Raw genomic sequence first — 20,235 nt, forward strand, 5'->3', positions numbered from 1 at the left:
CCGATACAATGTGTCACCTATATTAAGGATTAAGCGCCAGAATGGAACCGATTCTTCTCGATTTGCGTCAGCAACGTTGCCCGATAGCTTTGTTGTTAGCCAAGCGAGCCACCGCGGCACTCTTGCCCAATCAATCATTAACTATTTTGATTGCCGATCCCGCCTCATTACACGATATTGAACAATATATGGCTCAGTTGCCTGTTCACTGCCAGCGTACCCCACATCGCGAGTATGATTCGCTGATGGTTAGCCAGGAGATTTGTTTGAATGTTTGAAATGATCAGTCGTTGGTATAAGCGACGTTTCTCTGATCCGCATGCGGCCAGTTTAGTCGCGATTTTGCTATTTGGTTTTATTATCATCTATTTTTTCGGACATTTGATTGCGCCTTTGTTAGTAGCGATTGTGCTGGCTTATTTGTTGGAGTGGCCGGTCCATCAACTGCATCGCTTACGTATTCCGCGCACGCTGGCGGTGATTTTGGTGATCACCGTGTTTACTGGCTTGATGATTTTGGCGCTGTTTGGTCTAGCACCGACGATTTGGAAGCAGGTCGGTAACTTAATTAATGATGTACCGAATATGTATAACGGTACCCAGCAGTTCATCACCAGTTTACCTGAACGCTTTCCTGAATTGGCTCATTTGGAAATTATTGAGCCGGTGATCAGTAATGCGAAAAATAAAGTGCTCGGCATGGGTGAGAGTGTGTTGAAAGGCTCACTGGCCTCGTTGATCAGTTTAGCTACGCTAGCGGTTTATTTGATTTTGGTGCCTTTATTGGTGTTTTTCTTGCTCAAAGATAAACAACAAATGTTGCATATGGCGAGCGGTATTTTGCCGCGTAATCGCAAGCTGGCGACCAAAGTATGGGAGGAGATGAACCAACAAATCTCTAACTATATTCGCGGTAAGGTACTGGAAATCGTGATCGTCGGTACGGTCAGTTATATCACTTTCGCGATATTAGATTTACGTTACGCCGTGCTGCTGGCGGTCGCGGTTGGGCTTTCAGTATTAATCCCTTATATCGGTGCGGCGGCGGTAACGGTACCGGTGGCGATTGTGGCTTTGTTTCAATGGGGACTGACGCCACCTTTTTATACTCTGCTGATTGCTTACAGCATCATCCAAGTGTTGGATGGCAACATATTAGTACCAGTACTCTTTTCGGAAGCGGTTAACCTGCACCCGGTAGCGATTATTGTGGCGGTGTTAGTGTTTGGTGGATTATGGGGCTTTTGGGGGGTGTTTTTTGCTATTCCATTAGCCACGTTGGTCAAAGCAGTGTGGAAAGCGTTACCTAGTGTCGATGACGATCACGAACTTACCCCTTAATGGCCGTGTTAAGGCCAAATTATGTGTTGTTAAGCCTCACTTGTGTGAGGCTTTTTGCATCCAATGTGATCGCAGCTAGTGGCAAGAAAAAGTTAAAGTTATACTCTTGCTCAACGATATAGTTGATATGTTCCCCCTATTTTGCTGCACACAACGCGCGGTATATCTGGAGTTAGGTATGAAATTTAGTCATAAAATTGTCGCAGCGTCCTCGTTGTTGCTGCTAATCGTGCTCTCTTTGCTTTCTTTTCAGCAACAAATCACGGTGCGCAGCCAAGTAGAGTCTTTCGTTAATAGCAGTTTAATCGAGCTGGTGGAAGGGGTGAAAAATACCATCGAAGCGGATTTGAACAGCAAAAAAACCTTGGCGCAGACCACGACCGAAGTGGTTGCACTCGATCCTGATAACCGTGAATTCGTGCGTCAAGTGTTAGAAACCCCAAAACTTAAACAGAGCTATATCACGGTCGGAGTAGGTTATGACAGCGATGGGGCGGTAGTTGAAAACGATGATGCGTGGGAAGTGGAAGCGGATTATGAACCACGCACTCGGCCGTGGTATCTCGATGCCAAGCAGCAGCGTAAACTGGTGGTAACCGAGCCGTATGTGGATGCCACAACTCGGCAAACGATTATCTCAATCGGTGCACCATTGATCGATCAACGTCAATTCAAAGGGGCAATTTTCTTTGATGTGGAATTAACGGAGCTGGCCGATTTAGTCAATTCGGTGAATCTGTTTGATGCGGGCTATCTGTTTATTGTCACCAAAGACGGCAGCACAATTGCTCACCCGCAAACCCATTTCAATGGTGAGTCGTTCAATCGTTATTTGCCCGGCGTGAAGATCCAGCCAGGCATGCAGACCATTAAACATGATGGAAAAACTTATCTGGTCAATTTCACGCTTATTCCTGAAGAGAATTGGTATATTGGCGCGGTGATTGATGAGTCGATCGCATTCGCGACCTTAACCGAACTGCGCAATAGTTCGATTATTTATACCTTAATTGGTGTGGTGATCAGTATCTTGGGACTCGGAATGCTGATCAAAATCTTGATGAAGCCACTTGGGGTACTCAATCTGGCTATTCAAGATGTAGCTTCAGGCCAAGGCGATTTAACCCAGCGCCTAGATACCGATACCGATCAAGAATTTGCTCAACTGGCCAGTGGTTTCAATACCTTTACCCAAACCTTGCAGGGACAAATTCAGCAACTCAAAGCGATTGGGGTTGAAATCATGCACGGTACTGAACAAACCGTGGCGGGTGCTCAGGAGTCGGCCCATGCGGTAACTCAACAGTTGCAAGAATTAGAGCAGTTAGCCACTGCCATGCATGAGATGGCGGTGACTGCTACTGAAGTGGCCAATAATGCACAAGGTGCTGCCACTGCGGCTAATGAAGCAGATCAAGCCTCGCTAGAGGGCAGTCAAGTGGTAGGCGAGACTACTCGTTCAATTGATACCTTGTCCGCACGTATCGAACAAGCGGTGGAAGAAGTTAAAGGGCTGGAAGTCGCGACGAGCAATATCGAAACCATTTTAAAAGTGATTAACGATATCGCCGATCAAACTAACTTATTGGCGCTCAATGCGGCCATTGAAGCGGCGCGTGCCGGAGAGTCTGGACGTGGTTTTGCGGTGGTGGCCGATGAAGTTCGTACCCTGGCGCAGCGTACCCAGCAATCGACCACTGAAATTCGAAGCATGATTGAACAGCTACAATCGGGGGCTAATGCCGTTTCCGTGGCGATGAATGAAAGCAAATACACCGCCGATGATGCAGTGCAGAAAGCGCAACATGCCAACCAGTCATTGCAAAATATTCGTAGTGCGATTCAGCGTATCAGCGATATGAATATGCAAATTGCTTCTGCAGCAGAAGAGCAGAGTCTGGTGGCGGAAGAGATCAATAGTAATACTGTGAAAATTAAAGATTTATCGACCAAAGTTGCTGACGCGGCGGCGGCCTCAAGTATTGCGATGGAAGTACAGACTGAAAATGTGCGTGAACAAGATCGTTTATTGAATAAGTTTATTGTCTAGTTGTTACAACAACTGAGTATTTTGCATAGCATAAGGCCAGTCATTGACTGGCCTTAAATATATCCAAGCTGTGCTAAGTGAATCAGGCACTGAAGATTAGGCTTGATTGAGATAATCGAGCACCACTTGATGATGATTGGTGGTTTTGAATTTATCAAACACTTGTTCAATCACTCCTTGTTGGTCGATCAAAAAACTGACTCGATGCAGGCCATCAAATAATTTGCCCATGAATTTTTTTTCGCCCCACACGCCAAACTGTTCAGCCACGTGATGATGCTCATCAGACAGTAGTGTGAAGTTGAGTTGATCACGTTCGATAAATTTCGCCAGCCGTGGTACCGGGTCGATACTCACACCGAGTACCACCACGTGATGAGCTTGCAGTTCGGCTTGAATATCACGTAAGCCTTGGGCTTGTACGGTACAGCCAGGTGTCATCGCTCTTGGGTAAAAATACAGCAACACTTTTTTGCCGGCAAAATCAGTCAAAGAGACGGGGTGACCATGTTGATCGGGTAAACAAAACATTGGAGCTGGGGTACCAATCGTGAGCGTATTCATAGTTATTCCTTTGATTACTGACTGTTTTTTATAAAGTTTAGCGAGCCTTGCACATTCAGTTCGCGGCACAGTGCAGCAAACTCTTCTTGCAACTGCATGAGATTGCAGCCTGAGTCGACGCGAGCGCTGAGCGCGATATGGAATTGATCTTGTTCACTATCCAATTTGGTTTTGTTGATGGTTTGCGCACTGAGTGATGCCATGCCAATTTGGCGCTGGGCAAAGAATTGCGTGAATTGTTCGGTCAGGCCGAGCTGGTCATCAGATTCCACATACACTTCCACAGTATAGGCATGAGTTTGCTGATCATGCGGAGAAGTTCGCTTGGTCATGGTGATCAGATCATGCTGCTGACCAAGCACCGGCAGTGTGGTTTCGACTCGCGTAATCGTGCTTGGCGCTCCAGAGATCAACATCAATAGGGTAAATTCTTTACCAAACAGAGCGATACGACTGTCGATGATATTACAACCGGCTTGGGTAACCAGCCGAACCACTTCATTACAAATACCGGGGCGGTCGGTGCCGACAGCGGTGATCACTAGATGCTGAATCATATTGTCACTATTGAGATGATTTTCTCGGCATGTTAACACAGTTAAACCAGAGAAAAAGCGTGATCCAAGCGGTTTTTCTGCGTGCTTAAACGAGAAATTATCCCACTTGGCGAGGCTCTGATAAACGGGCCACCCAACAGGCCATCACTGTCATAGCGCGGCTTTATTGGGGGCATCTTAGCAATATTGATCGACATGATGATTTAAGCCCATTTCTCCGCTTGTATTTTTTCAGCCCCATGCATTACCATGCAGAGAGGATAAGATTAGGGAGATAGACATGTTTTCAGGAAGTATCGTTGCGTTAATAACGCCATTCACTCCAGGCGGTGAGGTTGATTATATCAGCCTGAAAAAATTGGTCGATTTTCATGTTGCGGCGGGAACAGATGCAATTGTTTCTGTCGGCACCACAGGTGAATCGGCCACATTGACCGTTGAAGAGCACGTCAAGGTTGTGGCAAAAACGGTAGAGTTTGCTGAAGGTCGTCTGCCTATCATTGCCGGTACCGGTGCCAATGCCACTCATGAAGCGGTTACTTTCAGTCGCTTGCTGAATAATACCGGTATTGCTGGTTATCTGAGTGTCACACCTTATTATAATAAGCCGACTCAGCAAGGCTTATTTTTGCACTATAACGCGATTGCTCAAGAGACCGATATTCCGGTGATTTTATACAATGTGCCGGGACGTACTGCGGTGGATATGCAGCCTGAAACTGTGGCTCGTTTATCTGAAATCAACAATATTGTGGCACTGAAAGATGCGACCGGAGATTTAAGTCGGGTCGCCAAACACCGTGCGCTGTGTAAAGAGGGCTTTGTGCTGCTCAGCGGTGATGATGCAACCGGTCTTGAGTTCGTCAAATTAGGTGGCCAAGGTGTCATTTCGGTGACCAATAATATCGCGGCCGCTGACATGGCCAATATGCTGCATTTGGCTTTGGCTGGAAAGTTTGCTGAAGCGGAAATTATCAATCAACGTTTGATGACGCTGCATAAAAATTTGTTTATCGAATCGAGTCCGATCCCTGTGAAATGGGCCGCGCATAAGATGGGATTGATCGCAAATGGTGATCTGCGTCTTCCTTTGACCGAATTGTCTGAACCTGCTCGCCCAATCATTGCCCAAGCACTGTCTGAAGCCTGTCTTTATTAAAATGCTATCGATTACTATGCCGGGGGAGTGATTACCCCGGTCATTTTTAGGAGTTTCAATGAAGTTTTCTCGCCAGCTAGTTGTTGGTTCACTGGCTGTTTTGGTATTAACTGCCTGCTCCAACAGCGCAACCCAGCGTCGCCAAGCCAAAAACGATTTCGACTACCTCGAAACCACGCCATTGAAGCCTTGGGTATTACCGCAAGGTGCCACGCCACAGTTTTATCCCAATTATGACCTTCCTGAAGGGGAGTTCCACGGTGGTGTCGGCGATGTGGTGGATATTCGTCCTCCTCAGCAGGTATTAGAATTGATCCCCGGTGCGCGAGCCGAGCGTCAAAATGGCGAAGTAACCTTATGGATGCTGCGTAAAGAGGAAGCGCAAAAAGTGTGGGATACCGCACTGGGTATGATTGCACAACGCGAGATTCCGTTGCGTCAGCAAACCCCGACTCAGCTTGAAACCGATTGGGTTGAATGGGTGGCTGAAGATGAAGATGTGACGATTGGTAGCCGCTATTTAATCTCAATGCGAGAGGCGAACAACCGCTATGGCTTTAATATTTCGCTGATTGATTGGCGTGAAAATGGTCAGGTGCAAACGGTGACGACGACCAACAAAGAGCGCTACAACGCCTTTATGACCAATTTGGTAACCACACGTTATGATGCGGACGTCCGAGCCGAGGCCGCGCGCCGAGCTCAACAACTGGTTAAACAAATTCCGATCACTATGGGCGCCGATCGTAGTGGTCTGCCGGTGATTATTGCACGTACTTCTTATGACGTGTTATGGCCACGATTGCCGGATTTGCTGCCGAAAATGGGCTTTACTATTGAAGAGCGTAACCAATCACAAGGCACGATCAAAGCGAAATACGCGGCGCCGGGTGACGCATTCTGGCAACAGGTTGGTGTGCAGCCGATTGAACTCAAATCGGGCATTTATACGTTGTTAGTGGGTGATTTAGGTAACCGTACTTCAATTAACGTGACCGATGCGACCGGTAAACCGGTCAATGAAGCGCTACTTAAAGATATGGTGCCGGTGCTGGCAGCCGTGGCCGATCATCAGTAGCCTACCTAATGTGGTGACACCAGATTCAGATCGATAATATTAAGGGATGCATTGGCATCCCTTTGTTGTGTTATCCCCTTGCTATTTGAAGCTGCCGCGGTGTTGGCTACGTTCCTTCACCTCAATCACATCGTTTGCCTATGCTCATCGGGATTCATTCACTGGCCGTTTACCTGCAATTCCAAGTTGTTTGGGTATAGGTGATTGCGTTTATGATTTATCTTGTGGCTTTGGTGATTGGTCGGCCTGTTTGACCTTTGCGTCAGCCGCTTCAGCAGGATGGCGCAGCTGATCGAGTTCATTCAGGCGATCGAGTTGGCTTTTCTTATTCATTTGCCCCCATTTCATATTGGCGGTGTATTTGAGTGCGGCAATATTGCCGATCATGACCGCAACCACAATCAGCGAAATTACCCAAGGGTTAAACAGTATCTCCATCTTATACCTCACAAATATTAGTGATAAAGCGCAGATAAATCTCTGGCAGCATGGCATGAATGGTGGTTTTACCTTCAATCGCTGCGCTGGCAAGTTGGGCTTGCAATAAGGGCTCACTGAATTCGCTTAAGCATTGCTGAGCCGTGGCGCGATGACTGATATGCCATGGCTCAAAGCCCACACCTTGCCCATTTTGATAGGGGAAGAAAAAGCCAAATTGGCTGAGGTGGCTGGTTAACCATTGCCAAAATTGGCTTTGATGACCGGTTAAATATTCCCATGGTTCAAGTAACAAACGAGTATTGCTTGGTAGGGCATCTCGGTCATACACATCAAAGTCGGTACCCCAATGGTGACGGCTTGCCCCCGGTAGAGCTGACCAGTGCAATATGGCCAGTACTTTGTCCGCTTCACTGATCGCACTCACATTCAATGGTTGGCTTTGTTGATCTAAGATCGGTCTTTGGCCGGTCATTTTTTGATCCCAAATTGCCAGTTGCTGTTCAAATGAGCGAAAGCCACTGGCGATACACAGATTAAAGCCTGCTTGCGCCGCTGCTTGCTTGAGCGCCAGCAAATCGGCGCTCACTTGTGAATGAACAAGAAAGGCTTTTTGTCCGATCATCACCGAGACTAAATGGCTATCGGTTTGTCCGGTCAATTGCTCTGGTGTCATAGTCAGTCCAAAAGCAGGGTTAAGATTTTTTGGTACATATCGGTCAGTTTTTCTAGATCGGCGACTCGCACACATTCGTTAACTTTGTGAATGGTGGCATTGACAGGGCCGAGTTCGACCACTTGAGCGCCCATTTGGGCGATAAAACGTCCATCAGAGGTACCACCAGTAGTCAGTAAAGCCGGCGCTTGATGATTCACCTGTTCAACGGCGGACACCACTGCAGCTAGCAGTTCGCCGGTTTCAGTGAGAAAAGGTTGGCCACTGAGTGTCCAGTTAAGATCGTAATCCAAACCATGTTTATCGAGAATGTGCTGGACACGGTGTTGGATATCATGATCGGTCAGCTCGGTACTGAATCGGAAGTTAAACTGCACTGAAAATTCACCCGGGATCACATTGGAAGCCCCAGTACCTGCATGCAAATTAGGGATTTGAAAGCTGGTCGGGGGGAAATAGCGATTTCCCGCATCCCACTCGGTCGCCGCCAATTCTGCCAGTGCGGGGAGCGCATGATGGATCGGGTTATTAGCCAGATGTGGATAAGCAACATGGCCTTGTGTCCCTTTGACTTTTAAATCGCCAGTGATAGAACCGCGGCGTCCATTTTTGACCACATCACCGACTTGTTCGGTACTGGATGGCTCGCCGACGATACACATATCAATCCATTCATTACGTGCCTGCAGCGTTTCTACTACTCGCACGGTACCGTTGATGAAAGGGCCTTCCTCATCCGAGGTGATCAAAAAGCCGATAGAGCCTTGGTGATCCGGGTGCTCCGCAATAAAGCGTTCAACCGCAACAATCATACACGCCAGTGAGCCTTTCATATCGGCTGCGCCACGGCCATATAACATGCCATCGATCACCGTTGGCACAAAAGGTGGGGTGTTCCACTGTTCAATTGGGCCTGCTGGTACGACATCGGTATGACCGGCGAAGACAAATAATGGCGCTTGTGTCCCGCGGCGTGCCCAAAAATTGGTGGTATCCGCAAACACCATGCTTTCAATCGTAAATCCAAGCGCGCTTAAACGCTCAATCATTACGGCTTGGCATCCAGCATCGACAGGGGTGATGGATTGGCGGCTGATAAGGTCTGTGGCTAAAGCCAGTACAGGGCTATCGGTCATCCTTGAAATTCCTTGTATTAAGCAAAAAGTGCGCGGTACTGCGCATCGCTAAAACCAAGATGATATTGATCTTGATAGTGTAAAATCGGACGTTTGATCATCGCCGGTAACTCGACTAACAGGTCGATGACATTTTCGGTATCTAAGCTGGCTTTTTGTGCATCACTGAGTTGGCGAAAAGTGGTACCGCGTTTATTGAGCACCTGCTGCCAGCCCAGTTGCTGACAAAACTCAGTGACTAACTGGTGGTCAATCCCTTGTTTACGATAGTCATGGAATTGGTAGGCAATTCCTTGTTGTTCTAGCCAGTTGCGCGCTTTTTTTATCGTGTCACAGTTAGTAATCCCGTACAGCGTGGTCGTCATATTGATCCTTAGATGAGTTCTGATTGAAGTGCTGAATCGGTGGCTTAGTCAAGCTTAGCTTGCTGATCACCTTGATTATTGTTGATTCAATCCTAACAGGAAGGGGCGACAGAGACAAAAGTGTGAGGGGAATATTTCACGCTTGAAAAAAATAACTGGCTCAGCAAATCGATTGGCAAGTTATTGATCAAACGCAACACATGGCATGCTAAAACGGAAATAATGAGTACAGCATACTTTAGGAGGTATCAATGGAACTGAGTCCTGTCTTTGCAAGACGCTTATATTTAGCGCTGTTAGTGGAAAGTATTGAGCGCCCTAACGTCCCCAAACTGATTGAAAAAACCGGTTGGCCGCGGCGTACTATTCAAGATGTGATCAAAGCGATGCCTGGGATTGGCATTGAATTGAATTTTGTGCAAGATGGCCGCCGACATAACGATGGCTATTATCAACTCTCAGATTGGGGACCTTTTGATAGCCAATGGGTTACCCAGCGTAAGCAAGCGATTGCAACCAGTTTGGGTTTTTGCGCTTAAATCAGCATGATGGGCTTGTTTTCTGTTTTTGCCGATCGATCGCTGCGAGGCTGTTGTGCATCAGTAATGCAATTTAAGCCGCTTGATTAAGCGGCTTAAACTTAGCAGATTATGGCTCACCAGCGATCGGTTGGCAGCGGTAGAGGCTACCTAGCATGGTGACTGAAGTTTGAAAATAATTGGTATAATCTAATGTGATGGTGTCACCACCATGGGCCAGCGCTTGGTTTTTCAACTGATTGATCGCCCCTTGGATCAGTACATTATTCGGATAAATCCAAGAGTTAAACCAAAACCCTTCACTACCCGTGGCATCGCCTAGCCATTGGCATTGACTGGCATCAAAGCCCGCATCAGTACGGATCTGAATTTGCTCCGCGCCATCAGACAGTGAATGGATTGGTGAGCTGCACCCCAATAGTAGGCTGCTGGCCACGCTCAGCATAGCAATACGTATCATTGAAATACTCCTTTCAAAATAGAAATCCCAAAAAAATCAGCCAACTGAAGGCGAGCAGTGTCCAAGCTAAGCGAGCATTGTTAAACCAATGATTCTGCGCAGAGGGCAAAGGCAATTCGCTCATCAAGGGTAAAGTCTGTGTGGCATTGATGTGGCTGGTTTTGACATTCAGTGCTTTTTTACGCGCCTTATCGGCTTGGCGCTGCTTCTCTTTGTGCTGCTTTTTATACAGTGCAATTCCTTTTTCGATCCCTTGCGCGATAAGCTTAGTCTGCTCTTTGGTTTGACCCGGGCGCTGAGTCGCTTTGCTGATTTTCAGCGCTTCTTGTTGCGTTTGTGGTGAGGGAAGCGGGCTGTGGTTTTTCATTATTAACTCAAATTAAAAAGCATGGGCGTAAGACTAGCACGTGCTAGCTCAGTAAAAAATGACGTGTTAGCACAATTAGCAGTGGTCATTTTAATCTATTGCGCTAGAGTGGCAAACTTGTGTTGAGTCGCTAGAGATTACTGTGCGTTATTCTATAGAACAGTATGATAGTCAAGGTTTTTTAAAAGCCCCATTGTGGTTATGGTTAGGATGGTTGTGGCTAAATCGAGCTTGGGTGATCTTGGTGATGGCCGGGGTTAGTCGTGAGCATGGCTCACGCTTACTAGAGCGGGTTTATCCTGACCACGGATTGTTGTACACCGGGTTAGCGATGAGCTTACCGGTGTTGGGTTTGATGTGGTTAATCACCCTGCGTCATGTGCAGCGGCCACGAATTAACCAAATCATCGCCCAAGGCCGCTTGATTACTTTATTGGTCGTCGTCGGCCAATTTGTGCAAGCCGCGTGGCAGGTTTATTTACAGCAAGGCGCTTTCCATTGGGCTAATGCCCTGACTTTACTGCTGCTACTGTGGTTTGGCATCTATTTGCTACGCAGCCGTCAGGTCGCAGATAGCTTAGCCATTTCGAAATTGGATAAGGCGTGATCGCCGTCAACGCCTTGATGTTACATTGGATTACACTGCGCAATACCAAAAAAAGAAGGACTCATTATGTTTAAGTCACAGACCGCAATTTTGCCTGAAGCTGGCCCATTTGCGTTGTATACCTTGATCAAAGTTCGGCAAAATGTTGCTCAGGTTTTATCGGCGCTACAGGCGTTGCCACAATTAGTAGCCGAGATAAATCAGCAACAGCCGGGCGCTGAATTGGCCATATCGATTGCGTTCAGCCAATCGTTCTGGCAGCACTTTGAGCTCGCGCCACCGCCAGAATTGATCACTTTTGCTGAATTGGGCACAGGCGAAATACATGCGCCAAGTAGCGAGGTTGATATACTGATCCACTGCCACTCAACCCGTCACGATTTATTGTTCTTCGCGCTACGCAAAGGGATCAGCGAAATTGCTGAGGATATTGAAATCATTGATGAAACCTACGGTTTTCGCTATTTAGATGCCCGAGACATGACGGGCTTTATCGATGGCACCGAAAATCCACAAGCCGAACAGCGTGCACAAGTCGCATTGGTGGCTGAGGGAGAATTTGCTGGCGGCAGTTATGTGCTAGTACAACGTTTTGTGCATAATTTGCCGGCGTGGAACCGACTTAACTTAGCGGCACAGGAAAAAGTGATTGGTCGAACTAAGGCCGATTCGGTTGAGCTTGAGCAGGTTCCTGCCGCTTCACATGTCGGCCGTGTCGATATTAAACAGCAAGGCAAAGGGCTCAAAATCGTTCGCCACAGTTTGCCTTATGGCAGCGTTAGTGGTGAGCATGGCTTACTGTTTATGGCTTATTGTCATACGTTGCATAATTTACACACTATGCTGGAAAGTATGTATGGTGTTACCGATGGCAAAACCGACCAACTACTGCGTTTCACCAAAGCCGTGACCGGTGCGTATTTGTTTGCTCCCTCGTCAGCTATGCTGCAAGCGCTGACCTTAAAGCAGTCGTAAATTAGGCGACATCGCTTAGCGAATTGGTTAAAGCCGAGCCCTGTGCTCGGTTTTTTTTATTAAAGAACCCGCGCTATTGCCCGATAACTCCATTGGTCAGTGATGAAATCCATTCCAGCTAACAGGCTGGGGAGCGATGGCGTAATTTACGGTTAGCAAGCCCTTCGTCCACCGGATAAAAATCTTGAGTCATAAAATGCGTTTTTTGTGCATTTTATGTGTTTGATGAGTAATTTATCGCCAAACAGACTTTTTTCTAAAAAAATTGAAAAATTTTACTAAAGGATTCAAAAATCACGCCGTTATAAAAGGTAACTTTAAGAGAACTACTTTGGTTTTCCGAGACGTCGGAAACCGGATCCATCGGAAAATCAATTGGAGAAATCACCATGGCAGTAAATGTAAATACCAACGTCTCAGCAATGACCGCTCAACGTTATTTGAACAGTGCAACTAGCGCACAACAAACATCGATGGAGCGTCTATCTTCAGGCTTTAAAATCAACAGTGCTAAAGATGATGCGGCTGGCCTGCAAATTTCTAACCGCTTGAATGTACAAAGTCGCGGTCTAGATGTGGCGGTGCGTAACGCCAATGATGGTATTTCGATTGCTCAAACGGCAGAAGGTGCGATGAATGAAACCACCAACATTCTGCAACGTATGCGTGATTTGTCACTGCAATCGGCTAATGGTTCAAACTCAAAATCTGAGCGTGTGGCGATTCAAGAAGAGATCACCGCGCTGAATGATGAACTGAACCGTGTGGCTGAAACGACCTCATTTGGTGGTAATAAACTGCTTAATGGCACTTTCGCAACCAAATCATTCCAAATTGGTGCGGATAATGGTGAAGCCGTGATGCTGACCCTAAAAGATATGCGCAGTGATAATACTGCAATGGGTGGCACTGGTTATGTTGCAACAGAGCAAAAAGACAAAAACTGGAAAGTTGAAGCGGGAGCTAACGATATCACTTTCACACTGAAAGATGTGGATGGTAACGATCAAAATATCACCATTAACGCCAAAGAAGGCGATGACATTGAAGAAGTCGCAACTTACATCAATGGTCAAACTGACTTAGTCAAAGCGTCAGTTAACGAGAATGGTCAACTGCAGATTTTCGCAGGCAATAATAAAGTGAGCGGTGATGTGGCTTTCTCTGGTGGTTTGGCCGATGAATTGAATATGCAAGCCGGTAAAGCGGAAACCGTTGATACCATCAATGTGACCACTGTTGGTGGTGCACAACAATCGGTGGCGATTATTGACTCGGCACTGAAGTATGTTGATAGCCACCGTGCAGAGCTCGGTGCATTCCAAAACCGCTTCAGTCATGCGATCAGCAACTTGGATAACATTAACGAAAACGTTAATGCATCGAAGAGTCGTATCAAAGACACGGATTTTGCGAAAGAGACGACTGCACTCACCAAATCACAAATTCTGTCGCAAGCGTCAAGCTCTATCTTGGCTCAGGCCAAACAAGCACCGAATGCGGCACTAAGCCTACTGGGTTAATCCCCATCAACGTCACAAAATCCAGCTGCGGCTGGATTTTTTTTGCATTAAATTTCATTAACTCAGCTCCAGCTTCACAAAAAAGCCGGTTATTTTATTTTTTCTGCAAAAAGCCCAAGATTTTTCTAAAGGATAAGAATTTCTCGCCGTTACAAGAGACGAGAGAAATGGGGTAAACCGACGTGAGGTGAGAGACACCGAGGTTTACCAACTTATTCGCCTAAGGAGATCAATATGGCAATTAATGTGAACACCAACGTGTCGGCGATGACCGCGCAGCGCTATTTAAATGGTGCGGTTGATGGTATGCAAAAATCAATGGAGCGTTTGTCGTCTGGCTACAAAATCAACAGTGCCCGCGACGATGCTGCTGGTCTGCAAATTTCTAACCGTTTGACATCGCAAAGCCGTGGTTTGGATATGGCAGTGAAAAATGCCAACGATGGTATTTCTATCGCCCAAACCGCGGAAGGGGCGATGAACGAAACCACCAATATCTTGCAACGGATGCGTGATCTGGCGCTGCAATCATCTAATGGATCCAACTCTTCTTCTGAACGTACCGCGATTCAGGAAGAGGTGTCGGCGTTGAATGATGAATTAAATCGAATTGCTGAAACCACTTCGTTCGGTGGCAATCGACTGCTGAACGGTTCATTTGGCAGCAAATCATTCCAAATCGGTGCTGATTCCGGTGAGGCGGTGATGCTGAGCATGGGCAATATGCGTTCAGATACCGAAGCGATGGGTGGCAAAAGCTATGTGGCGCAAGAAGGTAAAGCGGCTGATTGGCGAGTTGATGCGGCTACCGACTTAACGTTGAGTTACACCGATAAGCAAGGTGAAGCGCGTGAGGTGACCATTAATGCTAAACAGGGTGATGATTTAGAAGAGCTGGCAACTTATATCAACGGCCAATCGGACGATGTAAAAGCATCCGTCGGTGAAGGTGGTAAGTTACAGTTGTTTGCTTCGTCACAAAAAGTGGCGGGTGAGGTGACGATTGGCGGCGGACTTGGCGCAGAAATCGATTTTGCCGCTGGCCGTGATGTCACGGTGGCTAAGATCAACGTTTCAACCGTGGCCGGTTCGCAAGAGGCGGTAGCCGTATTGGATGGTGCTTTGAAGGCGGTGGATAGCCAACGTGCTTCATTAGGGGCATTCCAAAATCGTTTTAGTCATGCAATTAGCAATTTAGAGAACGTTAACGAGAACGTTAATGCTTCGCGTAGCCGGATCCGTGATACTGATTATGCCCGTGAAACCACGGCGATGACCAAATCACAAATCTTGCAACAAGCCAGTATGTCTGTGCTGGCACAAGCTAAACAGTCGCCATCTGCTGCTCTAAGTTTACTTGGGTAAACCCGTTAAAGGGCTCAAGCGAGTCAGTCACGGGCGATGAACCGTGACTGATAAGGTAGAAAGGAGAGTGCTATGGAAATACCATCCTACACATCGACCATTCAGCCTTACGTTTTGCAAAGTGGCACTAAAATTGCTTCAGAAATCGATAATGCAACTCGTGTTTCGTTTTCAGGGGAGAATAACCGTTCGGTTTCGCGTACAGATAAACCATCTGAACATCTTTCTGAGCAGGTCAAGGCAAGACAACAACAATCGGTTGAGGCAAGGCAGCAAGCAAAGCAGCGCCAGCGTCTCGATGAGGAGCAACTTGCCAAAGTAGTGGATCAAATGAACGATTTTGTGAAATCCATTAATAAAAGCCTGTCTTTCAGATTGGATCAAGAATCCGGACGCGAGGTGGTTACCATCTACGAAGCTTCGACGGGTGATATCATTCGTCAAATCCCTGAAGAAGAGATGTTGGAAGTATTGCGTCGCCTTGCCCGTGAGCAGGATCATCGATCTGGCTTATTGATGGCGAAGGTGTAACACGGTTTTGAGGTGATTGAATGAGTTTAGGCCCGATGGGGATGAATACTGGCTTTGACATCAATGGTGTCGTCAGCAAAATTGTGAATGCGGAGCGGGTACCTAAACAGCAACGCATTGATAATGAGCGGGCGAACATTGATACCAGTATTAGTGCCTATGGTCGACTCAGAGAGTCGCTGGATACGATGAAAAATCTGATGACCCAATTTCGTCAGGAGAAAGCTTTTGCGGCACGCAAAGTGGATACCAGTGATGAAAAAGTCATCTCCGCGACCGCCACCACGGAAGCGATTGCTGGAAACTATTCCGTCGATGTGCTGCAGCTTGCTCAAAGCCATAAAATTGCCTCTGAAGTCTTAGACAAAGACGCAAAGTTTGGTCCGGGCAAGCTGCATCTTTCATTGGGGCGCAGGAATTTTACTTTTGATGTGCCGGCCAATGCCAAATTGGTCGATATTGTGCGTGGCATTAATGGTGAAAAATCCAATCCAGGGGTGCGAGCCTCCATCATTAATGATGTGCAAGGGCCGCGGCTGATTGTTGCCTCCCACCTTTCCGGTAAAGATCACCGAGTGCAGATGTCAGCGGAAGCTGAGCTTGGTAATCCACTCAAACAACTCGAATACAAATCGCTCGAACAGCGGGTGCTTGATCTTGAACAGGCCCGAGCTCAAGCGCAGCAATTGATCACACCATTGACTCCTGAACAGCAAAAAATCGCAGCGACAGTGGCCGAAAAAATCGGCGCGGCGGCGCGTTTAGTGGATCAAGAAGTGGCGCAAGAAATTCGCTCGGCGGCACAAACTGCCCAAAATAGTGCCGCAAACGATGTGACCAATCCAGCCGAACTGACCGATAGCGCACTGAAAACAGTCGCGAGTGCGGCCAGTGAGGCAAAAAAATACCTTAGACCAGAAGAGCGAATTCCGGGCTGGAGCGAAACCGCTTCAGGAACTTTGCTCGACTCTTATTGGGAGCCCGAAGCGGAGTTGGATGCGAGTGGACAACAAAAAGCCGCCAATATACCCGGTTGGAGTAATACCGCTTCAGGAACCTTGCTGGATTCTTACCTGACACCGCAAGAAGCGCAGCAAAAACTCGATCAAAAATTAGCCAAGCAACAGGCGCAAATGGAAGCGGCACTGAGCAGTGGCAAAATGAGCCCAGAAGAGGCCAAAGCACAAGCTCGCAGTCAACTGAGTGCCCAAGAGCGTGACTATATTGAACAAGTTGAGCAAGCACAAACCGCACTTGTTGCCGCGCAAGCTGCTTTTGACGGTTATGGTGGCATGCTTGAGGTGCAAGCGGCACAAGACTCGATGGTGGTGCTCGATGGCATCGCGACGTTATCGAGTAATAACAATATTATTGAAAATGCCATCGAAGGGGTGAACCTAACCCTCAAAGGTAAGACTGATCCCAATCAAGCTCCACCTGAGATTGGGATTGAATACGATCGCGATCGGGTACGCAACGATATTGAACAGTTTGTCGCGGCTTATAACCAGTTTTTTCAAATCAGCAAAGCATTATCTGGCGTCGATCCACAAACAGGACAAGCCGGTCCATTGGCCGGAGATAGTATTGTGCGCAGCGCCGATTCGCGCTTAAAAAACGTATTCTCATCCAGCATTGAGCAGGCCCCTGAACACCTAAAATCGCTGACTGAATTTGGTATTACCACCACTCGGCAAGGTGGGCTAGAAATCAACTATACGATGCTGGATCGGCAACTGAATAATAACTTTAACACGCTGGGGGATTTTTTTGGCGGCAATCAAGGCTTTGCCAAACGCGTTGAAGATGCGATTGCCAGCATGACCGGCGTGACGGGCTCCATTCGCACACGTGAAAAAAGTTTGACCGAACAAACTTACCGATTAGGCGATAACCAGCGCTCGTTGGATCGCCATATGGATAGTTTAGAGAAACGCACCCATGCCAAATTTAGCGCCATGCAAGATGCTACCAGCAAAATGCAGTCACAGTTGGCTGGCATGATGGGGGCATTAGGTGGCTAAACCATGGCAACGCGCGGTACTGATCCCGCGAGGAAGTGATTAAGATGCAAACACAACTGCAATGTTTAAGTGATCTTGATCAACAAATTACCACTCTGCTGGCTGAAGATGAGATTGATGCTGAAGATATTTTGCAACTGGTCGATAACAGAGAACAACTGTTGCACAGCTTGTTAAGCGATTTAGCCGAGCACCCTGAATGGGCGCAATCAGATTTGTGGCGTCAAGCGATTGATAACACCCAACAACTTGTTGAACGGATGCAGTCAAAAACGGTGGCAATCGGCCAAGTGCTGTATCATTATCGGCGCGGTAAGAAATCGGTTCAGCAATACAAAAAGTTTTTATAAGAGGAAGACTATGCGTGGTTCTTTACAGGCGTACAAAAAAGTATCAGTGGATAGCCAACTCAGTGCGGCCTCTCCGCATAAAATTGTCCAGATGTTGATGGCTGGAGCGATTGAGCGCCTGATCCAAGGTAAAGCGGCCATGCAGCAAGGCAACATTCCGGTCAAAGGTGAACGTTTAGGTAAAGCGCTCGATATTATCATCAGTTTGCGCAGTTGTTTGTCGATGGAAGATGGTGGGGATATTGCCAAAAACCTCGATCAACTGTATGACTTTATGGTTAACCAAATTACTCAAGCCAATCATAAAAATGATCCACAGTTATTAGATGATGTGATTGAGATTATCCGCGAAATAAAATCGGCGTGGGATCAAATTCCAGCTGAATTTCATAATTTAACGGCAGCCGATGTGGGCATCTGATTTCTATTACAGAAACTTTTAACACACATCACACCAAGCAAATGCTTGGTTGCCTTATTTGCTGATTTAAATAGAATAGAAGCCACTAACTAGCCAAGTGGCTTTTTTTGTTGCTAAAGTTCACCAATTGTTCATCGTTTGTTCAGTATTTATAACAAAAATCAATCACCTGAAAATGATGACAAAAAGTGTAACCACAACTTTTTATCATAAAGGCAAATAATCTCACCTATGCAGAGTGTAGCGAAACTACTTGTAATTGAGGACGATGCCAAGATCCGGCTAATCCTCAGTGTTATTTTAGAGTTTGTAGGAGAGCAGTGTGAGATCATTGAGTCTACGCAAATCGATCAAGTCAATTGGTCAACCGTGTGGGCCGGATGTATTTTAGGCTCGTTGCGTGAACAAAAGCTGTCTGAAGCATTAATTCACTCTTTGAGTAAAGCCAACCATATTCCACTACTGCTAGCCAACAAACAGCCTTATTCATTAGACGAGTTTCCCCATTATGTGGGTGAATTAGAGTTTCCGCTCAATTACCCACAGTTAAGTGAAGCGCTGCGTCACTGTAAAGAATTTCTCGGGCGTAAAGGCGTGCAAGTCTTGGCCTGCGCACGTAACAACACACTATTTCGTAGCCTAGTCGGGCAAAGTAGTGGTATTCAAGATGTTCGTCACCTGATTGAACAAGTTTCCAGCACCGAAGCGAATGTGATGATTTTGGGCGACTCTGGCACCGGTAAAGAGGTGGTCGCGCGTAATATTCATTATCACTCAGGACGCCGTAATGGTCCTTTTGTGCCGATCAATTGTGGAGCGATCCCGGCTGATTTGCTAGAAAGTGAGCTATTTGGTCACGAGAAAGGCGCCTTTACGGGGGCGATTACCGCTCGCAAAGGTCGTTTTGAGTTGGCTGAAGGTGGCACGCTGTTTTTGGATGAGATCGGCGATATGCCGATGAGCATGCAAGTCAAGTTGCTGCGCGTGTTGCAAGAGCGCTGCTTTGAACGTGTCGGTGGTAACAGCACGATTAAAGCTAATGTGCGAGTGATTGCCGCCACTCACCGCAATTTGGAAGCCATGATCGAAGATCAGAAATTTCGCGAAGATCTCTACTACCGTCTCAACGTGTTCCCAATTGAAATGCCAGCATTGCGCGATCGGATTGATGATATTCCCTTGCTGCTGCAAGAATTAATGGCGCGTATGGAAGCGGAAGGTGCGCAGCCGATCTGCTTTACACCAAGAGCGATTCATTCACTGATGGAACACGATTGGCCGGGTAATGTGCGTGAATTAGCCAACTTGGTTGAGCGGATGATGATCCTGTATCCCAATAGTTTAGTGGATGTTAACCATCTACCGACCAAATATCGTTACAGTGATATTCCGCAATTTCAGCCTGAGTCAAACCGCTTTAGTTCGGTGGAAGAGCAAGAGCGCGATGCGTTATGTGACTTGTTTGCGGAAGATTTCAATTTTGATCCGGCATACGAATTCACGGCAGAGCTTGATTTGCCTCAAGCGCTACCACCGGAAGGGGTTAACCTTAAAGAGCTGCTTGCCGATCTAGAAGTCAACCTGATCAACCAAGCGCTTGAAGTGCAAGGTGGCGTCGTCGCCCGAGCGGCCGATCTGTTGGGGATGCGTCGCACGACTTTGGTGGAAAAAATGCGCAAATATAATATGCAGCGCTAAAAAGCATCTTG

The 20,235-nt window shown here is 47.1% G+C and carries 23 protein-coding genes; 15 read left to right on the forward strand and 8 right to left on the reverse strand.

The features are described from left to right. Positions 1 to 41 precede the first annotated feature (41 nt). The 3 genes from PUN32_RS05690 (at position 42) to PUN32_RS05700 (ending at position 3,391) form a co-directional block, all read left to right on the forward strand. Positions 42 to 278, forward strand: coding sequence for a sulfurtransferase TusA family protein (locus tag PUN32_RS05690; RefSeq protein WP_274722178.1), 237 nt, complete (start codon positions 42 to 44; stop codon positions 276 to 278). Beyond that, on the forward strand, positions 271 to 1,341 hold the full coding sequence (locus PUN32_RS05695) for an AI-2E family transporter (RefSeq protein WP_274722179.1): 1,071 nt from the start codon (positions 271 to 273) through the stop codon (positions 1,339 to 1,341). The genes PUN32_RS05690 and PUN32_RS05695 overlap by 8 nt, the downstream gene beginning before the upstream one ends. 178 nt (positions 1,342 to 1,519) lie before the next feature. After that, a complete protein-coding gene (locus PUN32_RS05700) occupies positions 1,520 to 3,391 on the forward strand; it encodes a methyl-accepting chemotaxis protein (RefSeq protein ID WP_274722180.1) in 1,872 nt (623 codons plus the stop codon). 96 nt (positions 3,392 to 3,487) lie between these two features. Here the strand turns inward: PUN32_RS05700 and bcp are convergent, their stop codons facing one another. Together bcp and PUN32_RS05710 are read right to left on the reverse strand one after the other, a co-directional pair. Beyond that, entirely contained in the window at positions 3,488 to 3,955 is a 468-nt protein-coding gene (gene bcp, locus PUN32_RS05705; protein ID WP_274722181.1) for a thioredoxin-dependent thiol peroxidase, read from the reverse strand. Between the two features lie 14 nt (positions 3,956 to 3,969). Beyond that, entirely contained in the window at positions 3,970 to 4,512 is a 543-nt protein-coding gene (locus PUN32_RS05710) for a glycine cleavage system protein R (protein WP_274722182.1), read from the reverse strand. Between the two features lie 280 nt (positions 4,513 to 4,792). Here PUN32_RS05710 and dapA point away from each other — a divergent pair, with 280 nt between their 5' ends. Together dapA and bamC are read left to right on the forward strand one after the other, a co-directional pair. Continuing rightward, a complete protein-coding gene (gene dapA / locus PUN32_RS05715; RefSeq protein WP_274722183.1) occupies positions 4,793 to 5,671 on the forward strand; it encodes a 4-hydroxy-tetrahydrodipicolinate synthase in 879 nt (292 codons plus the stop codon). A gap of 58 nt (positions 5,672 to 5,729) precedes the next feature. Then, positions 5,730 to 6,749: an outer membrane protein assembly factor BamC gene (bamC, locus tag PUN32_RS05720; RefSeq protein ID WP_274722184.1), complete on the forward strand. Its 1,020-nt coding sequence runs from the start codon at positions 5,730 to 5,732 to the stop codon at positions 6,747 to 6,749. Between the two features lie 210 nt (positions 6,750 to 6,959). Here the strand turns inward: bamC and PUN32_RS05725 are convergent, their stop codons facing one another. Genes PUN32_RS05725 through PUN32_RS05740 form a run of 4 tightly spaced genes read right to left on the reverse strand, consistent with a single transcriptional unit; the run spans position 6,960 to position 9,364 of the window. After that, a complete protein-coding gene (locus PUN32_RS05725; protein ID WP_274722185.1) occupies positions 6,960 to 7,187 on the reverse strand; it encodes a DUF2897 family protein in 228 nt (75 codons plus the stop codon). Position 7,188: 1 nt separating this feature from the next. Next, a complete protein-coding gene (locus PUN32_RS05730) occupies positions 7,189 to 7,863 on the reverse strand; it encodes a M15 family metallopeptidase (RefSeq protein WP_274722186.1) in 675 nt (224 codons plus the stop codon). A gap of 2 nt (positions 7,864 to 7,865) precedes the next feature. Further along, positions 7,866 to 8,999: a succinyl-diaminopimelate desuccinylase gene (gene dapE, locus PUN32_RS05735; RefSeq protein WP_274722187.1), complete on the reverse strand. Its 1,134-nt coding sequence runs from the start codon at positions 8,997 to 8,999 to the stop codon at positions 7,866 to 7,868. 17 nt (positions 9,000 to 9,016) lie between these two features. Next, on the reverse strand, positions 9,017 to 9,364 hold the full coding sequence (locus PUN32_RS05740; protein ID WP_274722188.1) for an ArsC family reductase: 348 nt from the start codon (positions 9,362 to 9,364) through the stop codon (positions 9,017 to 9,019). Positions 9,365 to 9,615: 251 nt separating this feature from the next. On the opposite strand from PUN32_RS05740, the gene PUN32_RS05745 reads away from it, so the two are divergent. Next, positions 9,616 to 9,903, forward strand: a complete 288-nt coding sequence (locus PUN32_RS05745) for a winged helix-turn-helix domain-containing protein (protein WP_166013401.1) — start codon at positions 9,616 to 9,618, stop codon at positions 9,901 to 9,903. Positions 9,904 to 10,012: 109 nt separating this feature from the next. On the opposite strand, the gene PUN32_RS05750 is transcribed toward PUN32_RS05745, so the two are convergent. Together PUN32_RS05750 and PUN32_RS05755 are read right to left on the reverse strand one after the other, a co-directional pair. Beyond that, positions 10,013 to 10,363 carry a DUF4156 domain-containing protein gene (locus PUN32_RS05750; protein ID WP_274722189.1) on the reverse strand — a complete coding sequence of 117 codons (351 nt, stop codon included), beginning with the start codon at positions 10,361 to 10,363 and terminating at the stop codon, positions 10,013 to 10,015. Between the two features lie 13 nt (positions 10,364 to 10,376). After that, the gene (locus PUN32_RS05755) at positions 10,377 to 10,730 is read right to left on the reverse strand and encodes a DUF2956 domain-containing protein (RefSeq protein ID WP_274722190.1); all 354 of its coding nucleotides are present in this window, start codon (positions 10,728 to 10,730) and stop codon (positions 10,377 to 10,379) included. A gap of 142 nt (positions 10,731 to 10,872) precedes the next feature. Between PUN32_RS05755 and PUN32_RS05760 the strand changes: the two genes are divergently transcribed. The 9 genes from PUN32_RS05760 to PUN32_RS05800 all read left to right on the forward strand — a co-directional run bounded on the left by PUN32_RS05760 (position 10,873) and on the right by PUN32_RS05800 (position 20,224). Further along, positions 10,873 to 11,337, forward strand: a complete 465-nt coding sequence (locus PUN32_RS05760) for a DUF2919 domain-containing protein (RefSeq protein WP_274722191.1) — start codon at positions 10,873 to 10,875, stop codon at positions 11,335 to 11,337. A gap of 66 nt (positions 11,338 to 11,403) precedes the next feature. Next, positions 11,404 to 12,312: a Dyp-type peroxidase gene (locus tag PUN32_RS05765; protein ID WP_274722192.1), complete on the forward strand. Its 909-nt coding sequence runs from the start codon at positions 11,404 to 11,406 to the stop codon at positions 12,310 to 12,312. Positions 12,313 to 12,701: 389 nt separating this feature from the next. Next, positions 12,702 to 13,835 (forward strand): flagellin, encoded by a 1,134-nt coding sequence (locus tag PUN32_RS05770; protein ID WP_274722193.1) that lies wholly within the window; start codon positions 12,702 to 12,704, stop codon positions 13,833 to 13,835. Positions 13,836 to 14,069: 234 nt separating this feature from the next. Then, positions 14,070 to 15,200, forward strand: a complete 1,131-nt coding sequence (locus PUN32_RS05775; protein ID WP_274722194.1) for a flagellin — start codon at positions 14,070 to 14,072, stop codon at positions 15,198 to 15,200. 72 nt (positions 15,201 to 15,272) lie between these two features. Then, a complete protein-coding gene (flaG, locus tag PUN32_RS05780) occupies positions 15,273 to 15,731 on the forward strand; it encodes a flagellar protein FlaG (RefSeq protein ID WP_274722195.1) in 459 nt (152 codons plus the stop codon). A gap of 20 nt (positions 15,732 to 15,751) precedes the next feature. Further along, on the forward strand, positions 15,752 to 17,755 hold the full coding sequence (gene fliD / locus PUN32_RS05785; RefSeq protein WP_274722196.1) for a flagellar filament capping protein FliD: 2,004 nt from the start codon (positions 15,752 to 15,754) through the stop codon (positions 17,753 to 17,755). A 44-nt stretch (positions 17,756 to 17,799) separates the two neighbouring features. Beyond that, positions 17,800 to 18,105 (forward strand): flagellar protein FliT, encoded by a 306-nt coding sequence (locus PUN32_RS05790; protein ID WP_274722197.1) that lies wholly within the window; start codon positions 17,800 to 17,802, stop codon positions 18,103 to 18,105. A gap of 10 nt (positions 18,106 to 18,115) precedes the next feature. Beyond that, positions 18,116 to 18,526 (forward strand): flagellar export chaperone FliS, encoded by a 411-nt coding sequence (gene fliS / locus PUN32_RS05795; RefSeq protein ID WP_166013391.1) that lies wholly within the window; start codon positions 18,116 to 18,118, stop codon positions 18,524 to 18,526. Positions 18,527 to 18,757: 231 nt separating this feature from the next. Continuing rightward, positions 18,758 to 20,224, forward strand: coding sequence for a sigma-54 dependent transcriptional regulator (locus PUN32_RS05800; protein WP_274722198.1), 1,467 nt, complete (start codon positions 18,758 to 18,760; stop codon positions 20,222 to 20,224). Positions 20,225 to 20,235 lie beyond the last annotated feature (11 nt).

This window comes from Vibrio chanodichtyis, assembly GCF_028863985.1.
Lineage (GTDB): Bacteria > Pseudomonadota > Gammaproteobacteria > Enterobacterales > Vibrionaceae > Vibrio > Vibrio chanodichtyis.

Bases quoted from the DNA above. Each gene is read 5' to 3' on its own strand.
- PUN32_RS05690 (WP_274722178.1), top strand. From the start codon at position 42: ATGGAACCGATTCTTCTCGATTTGCGTCAGCAACGTTGCCCGATAGCT.
- PUN32_RS05695 (WP_274722179.1), top strand. From the start codon at position 271: ATGTTTGAAATGATCAGTCGTTGGTATAAGCGACGTTTCTCTGATCCG.
- PUN32_RS05700 (WP_274722180.1), top strand. From the start codon at position 1,520: ATGAAATTTAGTCATAAAATTGTCGCAGCGTCCTCGTTGTTGCTGCTA.
- bcp (WP_274722181.1), bottom strand. From the start codon at position 3,955: ATGAATACGCTCACGATTGGTACCCCAGCTCCAATGTTTTGTTTACCC.
- PUN32_RS05710 (WP_274722182.1), bottom strand. From the start codon at position 4,512: ATGATTCAGCATCTAGTGATCACCGCTGTCGGCACCGACCGCCCCGGT.
- dapA (WP_274722183.1), top strand. From the start codon at position 4,793: ATGTTTTCAGGAAGTATCGTTGCGTTAATAACGCCATTCACTCCAGGC.
- bamC (WP_274722184.1), top strand. From the start codon at position 5,730: ATGAAGTTTTCTCGCCAGCTAGTTGTTGGTTCACTGGCTGTTTTGGTA.
- PUN32_RS05725 (WP_274722185.1), bottom strand. From the start codon at position 7,187: ATGGAGATACTGTTTAACCCTTGGGTAATTTCGCTGATTGTGGTTGCG.
- PUN32_RS05730 (WP_274722186.1), bottom strand. From the start codon at position 7,863: ATGACACCAGAGCAATTGACCGGACAAACCGATAGCCATTTAGTCTCG.
- dapE (WP_274722187.1), bottom strand. From the start codon at position 8,999: ATGACCGATAGCCCTGTACTGGCTTTAGCCACAGACCTTATCAGCCGC.
- PUN32_RS05740 (WP_274722188.1), bottom strand. From the start codon at position 9,364: ATGACGACCACGCTGTACGGGATTACTAACTGTGACACGATAAAAAAA.
- PUN32_RS05745 (WP_166013401.1), top strand. From the start codon at position 9,616: ATGGAACTGAGTCCTGTCTTTGCAAGACGCTTATATTTAGCGCTGTTA.
- PUN32_RS05750 (WP_274722189.1), bottom strand. From the start codon at position 10,363: ATGATACGTATTGCTATGCTGAGCGTGGCCAGCAGCCTACTATTGGGG.
- PUN32_RS05755 (WP_274722190.1), bottom strand. From the start codon at position 10,730: ATGAAAAACCACAGCCCGCTTCCCTCACCACAAACGCAACAAGAAGCG.
- PUN32_RS05765 (WP_274722192.1), top strand. From the start codon at position 11,404: ATGTTTAAGTCACAGACCGCAATTTTGCCTGAAGCTGGCCCATTTGCG.
- PUN32_RS05770 (WP_274722193.1), top strand. From the start codon at position 12,702: ATGGCAGTAAATGTAAATACCAACGTCTCAGCAATGACCGCTCAACGT.
- PUN32_RS05775 (WP_274722194.1), top strand. From the start codon at position 14,070: ATGGCAATTAATGTGAACACCAACGTGTCGGCGATGACCGCGCAGCGC.
- flaG (WP_274722195.1), top strand. From the start codon at position 15,273: ATGGAAATACCATCCTACACATCGACCATTCAGCCTTACGTTTTGCAA.
- fliD (WP_274722196.1), top strand. From the start codon at position 15,752: ATGAGTTTAGGCCCGATGGGGATGAATACTGGCTTTGACATCAATGGT.
- PUN32_RS05790 (WP_274722197.1), top strand. From the start codon at position 17,800: ATGCAAACACAACTGCAATGTTTAAGTGATCTTGATCAACAAATTACC.
- fliS (WP_166013391.1), top strand. From the start codon at position 18,116: ATGCGTGGTTCTTTACAGGCGTACAAAAAAGTATCAGTGGATAGCCAA.
- PUN32_RS05800 (WP_274722198.1), top strand. From the start codon at position 18,758: ATGCAGAGTGTAGCGAAACTACTTGTAATTGAGGACGATGCCAAGATC.